At 52.0% G+C, this 12,583-nt stretch carries 10 protein-coding genes and 3 pseudogenes; 7 read left to right on the forward strand and 6 right to left on the reverse strand.

The annotated features are described in order from the left end of the window. The 3 genes and pseudogenes from BHE85_RS02595 to BHE85_RS02605 form a co-directional block, all read left to right on the forward strand. Nucleotides 1-284 (forward strand): annotated as a pseudogene (locus BHE85_RS02595) (IS4 family transposase); the annotation flags it as partial. Next, a complete protein-coding gene (locus BHE85_RS02600; RefSeq protein ID WP_046891795.1) occupies nt 245-493 on the forward strand; it encodes a cold-shock protein in 249 nt (82 codons plus the stop codon). The pseudogene BHE85_RS02595 and the gene BHE85_RS02600, both read left to right, overlap by 40 nt. Then, nucleotides 483-656: a GnsA/GnsB family addiction module toxin gene (locus tag BHE85_RS02605; protein WP_001019197.1), complete on the forward strand. Its 174-nt coding sequence runs from the start codon at nt 483-485 to the stop codon at nt 654-656. The genes BHE85_RS02600 and BHE85_RS02605 overlap by 11 nt, the downstream gene beginning before the upstream one ends. A gap of 48 nt (nt 657-704) precedes the next feature. Here the strand turns inward: BHE85_RS02605 and BHE85_RS02610 are convergent. Together BHE85_RS02610 and torS are read right to left on the reverse strand one after the other, a co-directional pair. Further along, nucleotides 705-1,777: pseudogene (locus BHE85_RS02610) on the reverse strand (4Fe-4S binding protein). A gap of 71 nt (nt 1,778-1,848) precedes the next feature. After that, nucleotides 1,849-4,593 carry a TMAO reductase system sensor histidine kinase/response regulator TorS gene (gene torS, locus BHE85_RS02615; protein ID WP_011379255.1) on the reverse strand — a complete coding sequence of 915 codons (2,745 nt, stop codon included), beginning with the start codon at nt 4,591-4,593 and terminating at the stop codon, nt 1,849-1,851. A gap of 82 nt (nt 4,594-4,675) precedes the next feature. Between torS and torT the strand changes: the two genes are divergently transcribed. After that, the gene (gene torT / locus BHE85_RS02620; RefSeq protein ID WP_001264961.1) at nt 4,676-5,665 is read left to right on the forward strand and encodes a TMAO reductase system periplasmic protein TorT; all 990 of its coding nucleotides are present in this window, start codon (nt 4,676-4,678) and stop codon (nt 5,663-5,665) included. Here torT and torR read toward each other — a convergent pair. Beyond that, a complete protein-coding gene (gene torR, locus BHE85_RS02625) occupies nt 5,638-6,330 on the reverse strand; it encodes a two-component system response regulator TorR (RefSeq protein ID WP_001120111.1) in 693 nt (230 codons plus the stop codon). The genes torT and torR overlap by 28 nt on opposite strands. Nucleotides 6,331-6,449: 119 nt before the next feature. Here torR and torC point away from each other — a divergent pair, with 119 nt between their 5' ends. The 3 genes and pseudogenes from torC to torD all read left to right on the forward strand — a co-directional run bounded on the left by torC (nt 6,450) and on the right by torD (nt 10,766). Then, the gene (gene torC / locus BHE85_RS02630; protein ID WP_004984890.1) at nt 6,450-7,622 is read left to right on the forward strand and encodes a pentaheme c-type cytochrome TorC; all 1,173 of its coding nucleotides are present in this window, start codon (nt 6,450-6,452) and stop codon (nt 7,620-7,622) included. Then, a pseudogene (gene torA, locus BHE85_RS26675) lies at nt 7,622-10,170 on the forward strand (trimethylamine-N-oxide reductase TorA). Before torC ends, torA begins: the two are co-directional and overlap by 1 nt. Then, a complete protein-coding gene (torD, locus tag BHE85_RS02645) occupies nt 10,167-10,766 on the forward strand; it encodes a molecular chaperone TorD (RefSeq protein ID WP_000209865.1) in 600 nt (199 codons plus the stop codon). Before torA ends, torD begins: the two are co-directional and overlap by 4 nt. 92 nt (nt 10,767-10,858) lie before the next feature. On the opposite strand, the gene cbpM is transcribed toward torD, so the two are convergent. The 3 genes from cbpM to BHE85_RS02660 all read right to left on the reverse strand — a co-directional run. Continuing rightward, entirely contained in the window at nt 10,859-11,164 is a 306-nt protein-coding gene (gene cbpM / locus BHE85_RS02650) for a chaperone modulator CbpM (protein WP_000024560.1), read from the reverse strand. Then, nucleotides 11,164-12,084, reverse strand: coding sequence for a curved DNA-binding protein (cbpA, locus tag BHE85_RS02655; RefSeq protein WP_000420617.1), 921 nt, complete (start codon nt 12,082-12,084; stop codon nt 11,164-11,166). The genes cbpM and cbpA overlap by 1 nt, the downstream gene beginning before the upstream one ends. A 265-nt stretch (nt 12,085-12,349) precedes the next feature. Beyond that, on the reverse strand, nt 12,350-12,583 hold a 234-nt coding region (locus tag BHE85_RS02660), incomplete at its 5' end, for an IS1 family transposase (protein ID WP_001393844.1).

Raw genomic sequence — 12,583 nt, forward strand, 5'->3', positions numbered from 1 at the left:
GCTTATAATCTGGTGAGATATCAGATGATTAAAATGGCGGAACATCTGAAAGGTTACTGGCCGAATCAACTGAGTTTCTCAGAATCATGCGGAATGGTGATGAGAATGCTGATGACATTGCAGGGCGCTTCACCGGGACGTATACCGGAGCTGATGCGCGATCTTGCAAGTATGGGACAACTTGTGAAATTACCGACGAGAAGGGGAAGGGCCTTCCGAGAGTGGTAAAGGAGAGGCCCTGGAAATACCCCACAGCCCCGAAAAAGAGCCAGTCAGTTGCTTAACTGACTGGCATTACCCTCGTGGAGCCTTTTTTATATCTGCCTTATTTTTCTTCAACGCTGTATGTATAGTAAGCGATAACCTGTTGATTATTGAATCTTTCGGGGAGATGGCTTATAACATTTCTTACCTGACCAGGGTACCGGGAACCAACACCTTACTGGCGTGTTGCTGTCTTTTAAGACCAGAAGAGGTTAACAGTGAATATTGAAGAGTTAAAAAAACAAGCCGAAACGGAAATCGCCGACTTTATCGCGCAAAAAATCGCCGAGCTGAACAAGAATACAGGGAAAGAAGTCTCTGAAATTCGCTTCACCGCACGAGAAAAAATGACCGGGCTTGAAAGTTATGATGTCAAAATCAAAATAATGTGATTTTGTGAACATCACCCCGTGCGAGGTGATGTTCCGCTTGTTGCTAATTTAGTGATCAATCATTGGCGCTTGTGGAATTAAGCGTCGGTACAATTCCTCCGGCACCGGGCTTTGCCATACTCCCGCATACATTGCGTAACCAATCACCGCGAACATAATCCCCAGAACCAGTAGCGTCATTAACCAGCCAGACAACGCAAAAGCTTTTTTATTTGCCGCAGGTTTTTGCAGTGAAAAGGTCAATGTTGAGGCTACCGGACATGACTCTACGCAAGTCATACAGCCGGTACATTCCACTGTTCGTACCTGAATTAATTTATCTACCGGGATCCGTGATGGGCAATTTTTTGCGCATTTGCCACAGCCGATACAACTTTCGGCATTGCGACGAATCTTAAACGGCGATAATAGCGAAACCACGCCCATCAGCGCGCCATATGGGCAAAGATAACGACACCAGGCATGGCGAATAAACAGGCTGGCAATCAGCAAAACGGTCACGCTGATTAATGTCGCGGTCCCCATATGACGAAAGAAATCGAGCATTTTTACGTCCATCACCACGCTGTAGGGCGACAACATAAAATAGTGAATCGCCTGAGCGGGCATCAATAACGCGATATAGAGAAAAAAACTCAACAGCAAATACTTCACGCCGCGCAGAGGAATATCCAGCCAGCGGGGAAGGACACATTGCCGACCAAACAGTTTGTTACCGAGATCGCCGATTAATTCAGAAAGCGTACCAACCGGGCATAACCATGAGCAAAAGGCCTTTTTGAGTAATAGACTGATGACGATAAAAGCGACCAATAACAGCATCGCGGAGCGTGGACGGACGGTAACTGACCTGTTGTAAGGCTATATTTCAGATTCATCAGACCGGCAATCGGTAGCCAGCCTTCGATACCTCCCGGTCTGGCGACAAATGTCGTGCTACTTGCCGTTTCGTAATAGCGCACCCAATACCAGAACGTGATGGCAATATAAATATTCATTGCCAACAGTAATAATTGCGTCGCTTTACGCCAGGTCGTGGCATTGCGCCAGTCATTCCACGGTAATTTGCCGCCCGTCGTGCCTGGCCGCCGCTGCCAGCGGGTTCTTTTTTTCTCTGCCATGATTTTGTCAGTCCGTTAAGTTGCATACCAAATGCCACTATTTTAGTTGTTCTTAACTGGCTGATATTGATTCAAATCGCGTTCAGGTCTTTCTTATGCAACCATGCTTCCAGAGCGGCAACACTGCGTGTAATTTCTTCGTGTGGAAGGGGGGCAGATAATGGCTGCTGCTCCAGTTGTGCGCATAGCTGGCTGGCGATACGCATTCCCAAACTCGAGCAACTGCTTTTTAGCTGATGCGCGGCACGCTTTATTTTCTCGCTATCCTGACTGGCGCGGGCAATGTCGATTTCATCGAGAAGCGGCAGGGCATGTTGTGTAAATAATACCAGCCATTCGTGGATCTTCTCCGTCCCCATTAACTGAGCATCTTCATTGAGTTGCGATACATCCAGCGATTGATCGTTATTGACTTGCAGTTGGAGATAGTGCGCCAGTAACTGACCGAGCACTTCACGCGGCACCGGTTTAGGGATAATCCCGCGGAATAATGAACTGGTACGCTGGCGCAGCGTTTCGTCAATGACATGGGCGCTAAAGCCAATCAAAACCAGCGACGGATATTGCTGTGCCAGTTGTCGGGCAAGCGTAATGCCGTCGACATCCGGCAGATCAAAATCCACCAGTGCGGCAGCAAACGGTTCGCTATTTTGCAGTGTCTCTAAAGCCTGCGCGGCATTGCCAACAGCAACAACCTGCGCACCACTGGTGTTCAGCATCTCAACGGTAATTCGCTGGGTTAGCGGGTTATCTTCAATTAACAGCAAACGTAAACCGTCAAGACGCACCGCCTGATTGACTGTTTTTGGCACGGGTGCCGTGGCAACACGTAACGGCAAGCGTAAACAAAAACAGCTTCCAACCTCCGGCGTGCTGGTGGCGCTCAGTTCGCCGCCCATCGCCTGGGCCAGACGGCTACTGATAGTCAGTCCCAGCCCGGTGCCGCCGCGTTTGCCGCTTACCTGCACAAATGGCTGGAAGATTTCTGCCAGTTTCGCGGGATCAATACCGCAGCCGCTGTCTTCCACTTCGACCAGCCATTGCTCGCCATCAGTGCGGCTACGTAAAACGATCTGCCCTTCGTCAGTAAAACGCAGGGCGTTGCTCAACAGGTTGGTTATAACCTGACGAATACGTCGCGGATCGCCCATTAACGCGGTCGGTACATCGTCGGCAATTGCTGTTGCCAGGCGAATCGGGCGACCTTTCACCCGTCCGCTCATTAATTGCAGGGTACTTTCCAGCAGCGGGCGCGGTTCAAAGGGCTCATCGCTGACCGAAACATTCTTGCCACCTGCTTCGATAGCCGAATAATCGAGAATATCGTTGAGGATGGTCAGCAACGATTCGCCAGAGTCGGTAATCGCCCGCAAATCATCACGCTGGGCGTTAAGTGCGGGGTTATCTGCCAGCAGTTGAGCAGTGCCGAGAATACCGTACAGCGGTGTGCGGATCTCATGGCTCATCGCCGCCAGAAAGGCCGATTTTGCCTGGCTGGCTTTTTCTGCTTCCGCCCGTGCCTGTCGGTGTTCTATCACCAGTTCCTGCAATTCAGCTGTACGCGCTTTGACCTGCGCCGCCAGCTGTTCACGGTGGCGATTCAGTGCATGAACAGTGCTGCGAAACGCATCCATCAGCCGCCCGATGGTATCCAGCTCCCGTACGCCAGCGGTTTCCGGGAAAGGGGAGTCAATATCACCGTCCAGCAGCCGTTGCAGCGCCTGCGTTTGTTCGGCAAGTGGACGCGTGACTGAGCGATAAACCACGCGCCAAAGGATCAGAATCAGTGCGCAAAGTGAAACCATCCCCAGCAATAACAGGCTGTATTGCCCGCGTGCACTGGCTTTTTCCAGATGCGCCAGTCCGTGCTGATTACGCAGCTCAATGGTGTCGACCAGCTGACTGACTTCGCTACTAAACTGCGCGAACTGGGCGATGTTATTTTGTGCGAGAGTTTGTAGGTGATTGCTGATTTCACTGTCCTGCTGATACAGCGCCAGCAAATCGCTATATTGGCTAACGGTAGTTAACGTTGTTGCGACCTGCGCACGAACACCCGGATCTTCAATGCGTATTTGCCGACGTTGCAGAATTTTCACCGCATTATTGAGCTGCTTTTCCAGCATTGGTGCATTTTTCTGGATCTGCTCCAGCCCCAGATTCATCACCATTTGCTGCACCCGCAGAGCGCTAAGGCGCAGTTCATTCATCTGGTTAACATACTCAAGATCGATATCAATCAGCCGATCGAGTGCACTTTCAGCAGCCTGACGCTGATCTTGTTCGATCAAATCGTAAATCCCGGCCTGGGTCGCTCCAGCGGAAGTTGTCGCATTATTCGCCTGACCTTGCGCCAGGCGTGCGATCTCATCGGCGGCAGCGACTATCTGCTGACTGAGTTGCTGTTGTTGCTGGCGTAGTTGCAGACGCCGCCCCACCAGTTCCCCTTGCTGACGTAACGAACGGGAGATCTCCTGCTCCTGTTGTTCAATAGCGGTGGTATCAAAACCTTGTTCCCGTAACGCTTGCAGCAACGCATTAATCTTCAGGCTTTGTGCGGTGAGCATTCGCCCCTGCGCCTGCCACATCTTTTCGTTATCGGCACTGGTCAGGTTCTGCGCGGCGAAAAGTTCCCAGGCGCTGGCTTCGCTCAACTGGCGCGCCATATTCATGGTAGGAATCAATGCCTGAGTGTTGTCTTTTTCCACCTGGCTGATAAAGCGCAGGTTGTACCATCCCACCAGGGTACTGGTCAGGGTTAACAGCGCCATCAGGGCAAAGCCCATCCAGAGTCTTCGGGTCAGGGTTAAATTCACGGTCGGTGCACTTTAGGTGAAAAAGGTTGAGTCGCAAAGCAGAATGCATCTAGCATAAAGCCTTATTATTGATTAGGCTATCATGCGCGTACTGCTATTTTTACTTCTTTCCCTTTTCATGTTATCGGCATTTTCGGCTGATAACCTGTTGCGCTGGCATGATGCGCAGCATTACACGGTGCAAGCCTCTACGCCGCTTAAAGCCAAACGCGCATGGAAACTGTGCGCGCTTTATCCCAGCCTGAAAGATTCATACTGGTTATCGTTGAACTATGGTATGCAGGAGGCAGGCGGCTACAGCCAGTTGGCTACCCAGCAAGCACAAATCGACCAGTGTAAACAGTGGGGCGCAGAGGCCATTTTGCTCGGTAGTAGCACTACGTCATTTCCCGACCTGCAAAAGCAGGTAGCAAATCTGCCGGTGATCGAACTGGTAAATGCTCTTGATGATCCCCTGGTGAAAAGCCGCGTTGGTGTACCCTGGTTTCAGATGGGCTATCAACCTGGGCGATATTTGGTGCAATGGGCGCACGGTAAACCACTGAACGTGCTGTTGATGCCCGGACCCGATAATGCCGGGGGCAGTAAAGAGATGGTCGAGGGTTTTCGCGCAGCCATTGCCGGAAGCCCGGTGCGTATTGTTGATATTGCGCTTGGTGATAACGATATTGAAATCCAGCGTAACCTGTTGCAGGAGATGCTGGAACGCCACCCAGAAATCGACGTCGTTGCCGGAACGGCCATTGCGGCAGAGGCGGCAATGGGTGAAGGGCGTAACCTGAAAACGCCGCTTACCGTGGTGTCGTTTTATCTTTCACATCAGGTGTATCGCGGGCTGAAGCGGGGAAGAGTGATTATGGCTGCCAGCGATCAAATGATCTGGCAGGGGGAACTGGCGGTTGAGCAGGCCATCAGGCAATTACAGGGGCAATCGGTGTCTGATAATGTCAGCCCACCGATTTTAGTTCTGACGCCGAAAAATGCCGACCGTGAACATATTCGCCGCTCGCTGTCACCAGGGGGATTTCGTCCGGTCTATTTTTATCAGCACACATCAGCGGCTAAGAAATAACATTCACCATGTTGCGTCACCAGTAAATCCGCGCTGAGTTTATGACGTAAACGACGAATTAACACATCGACGGTGCGCAGGTCAGGGTTTTCCACCCGACGCGCAGAAAGCATACGTAGCAGACGTTCACGGCTGAGAATTTCGCCCGGATTCGTCACAAATGCCACCAACATTTCATACTCTGCGCGGGTCAGTTTAATCGGCTCGCCATCCCGCTCCAGCGTATGGCGCGACACATTCAGGCAATAACCGGCAAAGCGATAGCAGTTGTCCTGAGTGTGCGGTTGAGCTTGTCGCGCGAGGTCGATTCGCCAGAGCAGATTTTTCACCCGTACTACCAGTTCGCGCAGTTCCAGCGGTTTGGTGACGTAATCGTCTGCGCCCATTTCCAGCCCAACAATACGGTCAATCCGATCGCTGCGTCCGGTAACCAGAATAATCCCCACCGTTGAGCGTTCTCGCAGGGCGCGGGTTAACATCAGGCCATTTTCATCGGGTAAGTTGATATCCAGCAGAATTAAATCTACCGGCTGATTCTGCATAATTTCCCGCAGCCCGGCACCGCTCGCTGTAACGGAAACGGTATACCCCTCCTGAGTGAAGTAAGATTGTAATCGCGCCTGGGTAACCGGCTCATCTTCAACAATAACAATGTGATGTGGCATCAGAGGGTTTTACTCATTCTGTTCATATTCTGCCGTAAGCCGTTCATCCTGACCAGTGCCGCTGTTCATATTTGCTCATTAAGATCGCTTCACTAAACCATAATTTTACAGGGGCTATTATGCGGAAACTCTGGAACGCGCTACGCCGACCCAGTGCTCGTTGGTCGGTACTGGCGCTGGTCGCAATTGGGATTGTGATTGGCATTGCGCTGATTGTATTGCCACACGTTGGGATCAAAGTCACCAGCACAACCGAATTTTGTGTCAGTTGCCACAGTATGCAACCGGTGTATGAAGAATATAAACAGTCGGTGCATTTCCAGAACGCCTCCGGCGTGCGAGCTGAATGCCATGACTGTCATATCCCGCCGGATATTCCAGGCATGGTGAAGCGCAAACTGGAAGCGAGCAATGATATCTACCAGACCTTTATTGCTCACTCCATTGATACACCTGAAAAATTCGAAGCCAAACGCGCGGAACTTGCCGAGCGTGAATGGGCGCGAATGAAAGAAAACAACTCGGCAACCTGCCGCTCCTGCCATAACTACGATGCGATGGATCATGCGAAGCAGCATCCTGAAGCGGCACGTCAGATGAAGGTGGCAGCGAAAGATAATCAATCCTGCATCGACTGTCATAAAGGTATTGCCCACCAGTTACCGGATATGAGTAGCGGCTTCCGTAAGCAGTTCGATGAGCTGCGCGCCAGTGCTAATGACAGTGGTGACACGCTGTACTCTATTGATATTAAGCCAATTTATGCGGCGAAAGGCGATAAAGAAGCCTCTGGTTCTCTGCTGCCTGCTTCGGAAGTGAAAGTCCTTAAACGTGACGGCGACTGGCTGCAAATTGAAATTACCGGCTGGACGGAAAGCGCCGGACGTCAGCGTGTACTCACCCAATTCCCAGGTAAACGCATCTTTGTTGCCTCGATTCGTGGTGATGTGCAGCAGCAGGTAAAAACGCTGGAGAAAACCACCGTTGCCGACACCAATACCGAGTGGAGCAAGTTGCAGGCCACTGCGTGGATGAAGAAAGGTGATATGGTGAACGATATCAAACCGATCTGGGCTTATGCGGATTCGTTGTACAACGGCACCTGTAACCAGTGCCACGGCGCACCGGAAATCTCTCACTTTGATGCTAACGGCTGGATTGGCACGCTCAACGGCATGATTGGCTTTACCAGTCTCGATAAACGTGAAGAACGCACCTTGTTGAAATATCTGCAAATGAATGCGTCTGACATCGCAGGTAAGGCTCACGGCGATAAGAAGGAAGAAAAATAATGAACAATAACGATCTCTTTCAGGCATCACGTCGGCGTTTTCTGGCACAACTCGGCGGCTTAACAGTCGCCGGGATGCTGGGGCCGTCATTGTTAACGCCGCGCAGTGCGACTGCGGCGCAAGCGGCGGATGTCATCTCGAAAGAGGGCATTCTTACCGGGTCGCACTGGGGGGCTATCCGCGCGACGGTGAAGGATGGTCGCTTTGTGGCGGCAAAACCGTTCGAACTGGATAAATATCCGTCGAAAATGATTGCCGGATTGCCGGATTGCCGGATCACGTACACAACGCGGCGCGTATTCGTTATCCGATGGTACGCGTGGACTGGCTGCGTAAGCGCCATCTCAGCGATACCTCCCAGCGCGGTGATAACCGTTTTGTGCGCGTGAGCTGGGATGAAGCCCTCGACATGTTCTATGAAGAACTGGAACGCGTGCAGAAAACTCACGGGCCGAGTGCCTTGCTGACCGCCAGTGGTTGGCAATCGACGGGGATGTTCCATAACGCTTCGGGGATGCTGGCGAAAGCTATTGCCTTGCATGGTAATAGCGTTGGTACGGGCGGAGATTACTCTACCGGTGCTGCGCAGGTGATCCTGCCGCGCGTAGTCGGTTCGATGGAAGTGTATGAACAGCAAACCTCCTGGCCGCTGGTATTGCAGAACAGCAAAACCATTATGCTGTGGGGCTCCGATTTGCTGAAAAACCAGCAAGCGAACTGGTGGTGCCCGGATCACGATGTTTATGAATATTACGAGCAACTAAAAGCGAAAGTCGCCGCCGGTGAAATTGAGGTCATCAGCATCGATCCGGTTGTCACATCCACCCATGAGTATCTGGGGCGCGAGCATGTGAAGCACATTGCGGTTAACCCGCAAACTGACGTGCCGCTGCAACTGGCGCTGGCGTATACGCTGTACAGTGAAAACCTGTACGACAAAAACTTCCTCGCTAACTACTGTGTAGGTTTTGAGCAGTTCCTGCCGTATCTGCTGGGTGAGAAAGACGGTCAGCCGAAAGATGCCGCATGGGCTGAAAAACTGACCGGCATTGATGCCGAAACCATTCGTGGGCTGGCGCGGCAGATGGCGGCGAACAGAACGCAAATTATTGCTGGCTGGTGCGTGCAGCGTATGCAGCACGGTGAACAGTGGGCGTGGATGATTGTGGTTCTGGCGGCGATGCTGGGGCAAATTGGCCTGCCAGGTGGTGGTTTTGGTTTTGGCTGGCACTACAACGGCGCAGGCACGCCGGGGCGTAAAGGCGTTATTCTGAGTGGTTTCTCCGGCTCTACGTCGATTCCGCCTGTTCACGACAACAGTGACTACAAAGGCTACAGCAGCACCATTCCGATTGCCCGTTTTATCGATGCGATCCTCGAACCGGGGAAAGTGATCAACTGGAACGGTAAATCGGTAAAACTGCCGCCACTGAAAATGTGTATTTTTGCCGGAACTAACCCATTCCATCGCCATCAGCAGATCAACCGCATTATTTAAGGCTGGCGCAAGCTGGAAACGGTTATCGCCATAGATAACCAGTGGACCTCAACCTGCCGCTTTGCCGATATCGTACTGCCTGCGACCACGCAGTTTGAGCGTAACGATCTCGACCAGTACGGCAACCACTCCAACCGTGGCATTATCGCCATGAAACAGGTGGTGCCGCCGCAGTTCGAGGCGCGCAACGACTTTGATATTTTCCGCGAGCTGTGCCGTCGCTTTAATCGCGAAGAAGCCTTTACCGAAGGGCTGGACGAAATGGGCTGGCTGAAACGCATCTGGCAGGAAGGTGTACAACAAGGCAAAGGACGCGGCGTTCATCTGCCAGCGTTTGATGACTTCTGGAATAACAAAGAGTACGTCGAGTTTGACCATCCGCAGATGTTTGTTCGCCACCAGGCATTCCGCGAAGATCCGGATCTCGAACCGCTGGGCACGCCGAGTGGCCTGATTGAGATCTACTCGAAAACCATCGCCGATATGAACTACGACGATTGTCAGGGGCATCCGATGTGGTTTGAGAAAATCGAACGCTCCCACGGTGGGCCCGGCTCGCAGAAGTATCCGTTGCATCTGCAATCTGTGCATCCGGATTTCCGACTTCACTCGCAGTTATGTGAGTCGGAAACTCTGCGTCAGCAATATACGGTAGCGGGTAAAGAGCCAGTATTCATTAACCCGCAGGATGCCAGCGCGCGCGGTATTCGTAACGGTGATGTGGTACGCGTCTTTAACGCTCGCGGTCAGGTGTTGGCAGGGGCAGTAGTTTCTGACCGCTATGCACCCGGCGTGGCACGAATTCACGAAGGGGCATGGTACGATCCAGATAAAGGCGGCGAGCCTGGTGCGCTGTGCAAATACGGTAACCCCAACGTGCTGACCATCGACATCGGTACTTCGCAGCTGGCGCAGGCGACCAGTGCGCACACTACGCTGGTGGAAATTGAGAAGTACAATGGAGCAGTGGAGCAGGTGACGGCGTTTAACGGCCCTGTGGAGATAGTGGCGCAGTGCGAATATGTTCCCGCGTCGCAGGTGAAATCATGACCACGCTGACAGCACAACAGATTGCCTGTGTTTACGCCTGGCTGGCGCAGTTGTTCTCCCGTGAACTGGACGATGAACAACTGACGCAAATCGCCAGTGCGCAGATGGCGGAATGGTTTTCGTTGCTGAAAAGCGAACCGCCGCTGGCTGCGGCGGTGAATGAGCTGGAAAACTGTATTGCCACGCTGACAGTACGTGACGATGCCCGTCTGGAACTGGCCGCTGACTTTTGCGGCCTGTTTTTGATGACTGATAAGCAGGCGGCGCTGCCGTATGCATCGGCCTACAAACAGGACGAGCAAGAGATTAAACGCTTGTTAGTTGAGGCAGGGATGGAAACCAGCGGCAATTTCAACGAACCGGCAGACCATCTGGCGATCTATCTCGAGTTGTTGAGTCATCTGCATTTTTCGCTGGGAGAGGGGACCGTTCCTGCGCGAAGAATCGACAGTTTGCGGCAAAAAACACTGACGGCGCTGTGGCAATGGTTACCAGAGTTTGCTGCGCGTTGCCATCAGTATGACAGCTTTGGTTTTTACGCGGCACTAAGCCAGTTATTGCTGGTGTTAGTGGAGTGCGACCACCAAAACAAATAACGTCGTTTATGCGCCTGAAAAGACGCGTTTAGCGTCGCATCAGGCATTATGGCGCAGTTGCCGGATGCGTCATCACATCCGGCAAACACACATCACGGATGAGCTACAAACCGGGAAAGCCGCTGGCGTAGCAGGCGGTTTTCCTGCTTCAGGTGTGCAATATCATCCATTAACGTCAGCGCCACCGCGATCCCCGGCCAGTCCAGAGCCAGTTCATGACGCAGGCGTACCGCGCGTTGCACCACAATGGCGGCATGGTCGTCAAATACCCAGGTTGTTTCCTGGATCTCACGCGGTTCAACCACCCCCAAACCGACAATTTCATTCAACTCCTCTTCAGAGATGCCGGTATGCAGGCAAAATTCGGTAATAGTAAAAGTCACCGTAACATTAGCCATCATGCTTTCCCCCAATCTTTACGTGGATCAAAAGACGACTGGGCGTCTGCCAGTTGCTGCCACAGCGCGGCAGTGTTTTCATCCGGTTTCGGCGGCATCACGATTTTCAGTACCGCATACAGATCGCCGGTCTGTTTTTTGCTCACCAGACCTTTGCCTTTAACGCGCAATCGTTGCCCGGCCTGGCTGCCTGGCGGGATAGTCAGCAAAATGCTTTCTTTCAGTGTTGGAACGGTGACTTTAGCACCCAGCGCCGCTTCCCACGGGCTAACCGGCACCACAATTTCCAGATCCTGGCCGACAATATCGAACAGCGGATGTGGCGCAATATGAATCACCAGCCACAAATCGCCATTTGGACCACCGTTTTCGCCCGGCGTCCCCTGGCCTTTCAGACGGATGCGTTGACCATTGCCGACGCCCGCCGGGATCTTCACATTCAGCGTTTTCGGGATTTCCTGTTCGATCATGCCAAAGGCGTTATAAACCGGCAGGTTATAGCTGATGGTACGCTTATGCTCAGTCAGCGTTTCTTCGAGGAATACCGCCACTTCGATTTCAATATCGTGGCCGCGTGCGGCGGGGCGTTGACGGCTCTGGCGGGCATGCTGACCGAAAATTGACGAGAAGATATCGTCAAAATCTTCGGCATTAAAACTCTGACCGTCGCCATGATGGAACTGACGGTTAAATTGCGGATCGTTGCGATGTTGCCACATCTGATCATACTCAGCGCGACGTTGTTCATCACTTAACACTTCCCAGGCTTCAGCGACCTCTTTGAAGCGGGCTTCGGCATCCGGTTCTTTGCTGACATCAGGATGGTATTTACGGGCCAGTCGACGATAGGCGGTCTTGATTGTCTTGAGATCGTCCGTCGGTTTCACGCCCATGATGGCGTAATAATCCTTTAATTCCATAGCGTTATCTCGCGTAAATCAACACAAATTGAAGGAACCCCTGTAAGGTAACTCCTATAAGTGTAGGGTAATCCTCAAAATTTCATATGCCAACACAGAATATGTTATTGAAATCATCGTGGAGAGGAGGTCGCCATCAATATGGGTTGCTGAACATATTTTAAACAGGTGAAAAAGGGTGAGCGATTTTTGATAGTTGAACCAGGCACTTTAAGTTTAACTAGGGCGTCATTATTTATTAAATTTTATAGGTAATGACTCCAACTTACTGATAGTGTTTTATGTTCAGATAATGCCCGATGACCTTGTCATGCAGCTCCACCGATTTTGAGAACGACAGTGACTTCCGTCCCAGCCTTGCCAGATGTTGTCTCAGATTCAGATTATGTCGCTCAATGCGCTGAGTGTAACGCTTGCTGATAACGTGCAGCTTTCCCTTCAGGCGTGATTCATACAGCGGCCAGCCATCCGTCATCCATACCACGACCTCAAAGGCCGA

It is taken from the genome of Shigella sp. FC1567, from assembly GCF_001743015.1.
Classification (GTDB): domain Bacteria; phylum Pseudomonadota; class Gammaproteobacteria; order Enterobacterales; family Enterobacteriaceae; genus Escherichia; species Escherichia coli.

Coding starts and splice junctions, on each gene's coding strand:
- cbpA (WP_000420617.1), bottom strand. CDS start 12,084: ATGGAATTAAAGGATTATTACGCCATCATGGGCGTGAAACCGACGGAC.
- torC (WP_004984890.1), top strand. CDS start 6,450: ATGCGGAAACTCTGGAACGCGCTACGCCGACCCAGTGCTCGTTGGTCG.
- cbpM (WP_000024560.1), bottom strand. CDS start 11,164: ATGGCTAATGTTACGGTGACTTTTACTATTACCGAATTTTGCCTGCAT.
- torR (WP_001120111.1), bottom strand. CDS start 6,330: ATGCCACATCACATTGTTATTGTTGAAGATGAGCCGGTTACCCAGGCG.
- torD (WP_000209865.1), top strand. CDS start 10,167: ATGACCACGCTGACAGCACAACAGATTGCCTGTGTTTACGCCTGGCTG.
- torT (WP_001264961.1), top strand. CDS start 4,676: ATGCGCGTACTGCTATTTTTACTTCTTTCCCTTTTCATGTTATCGGCA.